At 68.0% G+C, this 853-nt stretch carries 1 protein-coding gene; it reads right to left on the bottom strand.

The annotated features are described in order from the left end of the window. Window positions 1-853, bottom strand: an 853-nt coding sequence (locus tag G6N73_RS35955) for an NAD(P)(+) transhydrogenase (Re/Si-specific) subunit beta (protein ID WP_165034584.1), incomplete at both ends; no start/stop codon positions are given.

The following is an 853-nucleotide window of genomic DNA, read 5'->3' as shown; positions in this document are numbered from 1 at the left end:
GAGCTTGTCGGCCATCTCGCGCAGCGCGTGCTGCGCCTGCGCCACCGCCATGCCGTAGCCCGGCACGATGATCACCTTCTGCGCGTTCATCATCAGATAGGCGGCGTCGTCGGCCGAGCCCTGCTTGACCGTGCGCTCGATGCCGTCATCGGCGACAGCGGAGGTCTCGCCGCCGAAGCCGCCGAGGATGACCGAGATGAAGGAGCGGTTCATGCCCTTGCACATGATGTAGGACAGGATCGCGCCCGAGGAGCCGACCAGCGCGCCGGTGATGATCAGCGCCAGATTGCCGAGCGTGAAGCCGAGCGCTGCCGCGGCCCAGCCGGAATAGGAGTTGAGCATCGACACCACGACCGGCATGTCGGCGCCGCCGATCGGCACGATCAAGAGCACGCCGAGCACCAGCGAGACAGCGACGATCAGCCAGAAGACGGCGAGGCTTTCGCTGGTGACGAGCAGCACGATCAGCACCACAAGTGCAGCGCCGAGCGCGGCGTTGATGGCATGGCGGCCGGGCAGCATGATCGGCTTGCCCGACATGCGGCCGTCGAGCTTCAGGAAGGCGATGACCGAGCCGGTAAAGGTGATGGCGCCAATGGCGACGCCGAGGCTCATCTCGACCAGCGCCTGGCTGTGGATGTCGCCGACGGCGCCGATGTCGAAGCTGGTCGGCGCATACATAGCGGCGGCGGCAACCATGACGGCTGCCAAGCCGACCAGCGAGTGGAACGCCGCGACGAGCTGCGGCATCGAGGTCATCGGGATGCGCCGCGCGGTGATCGCGCCGACGCCGCCGCCGATCGCCAGGCCCAGAACGATCAGCGCCAGGCCGCCGAAGCCCGGCGTCGCCAGA

The organism is Allomesorhizobium camelthorni, from assembly GCF_011045125.1.
GTDB lineage: Bacteria > Pseudomonadota > Alphaproteobacteria > Rhizobiales > Rhizobiaceae > Allomesorhizobium > Allomesorhizobium camelthorni.
Note: the sequence above shows the minus strand (reverse complement) of the source record. Positions and strands in the feature narration are given on the sequence as shown.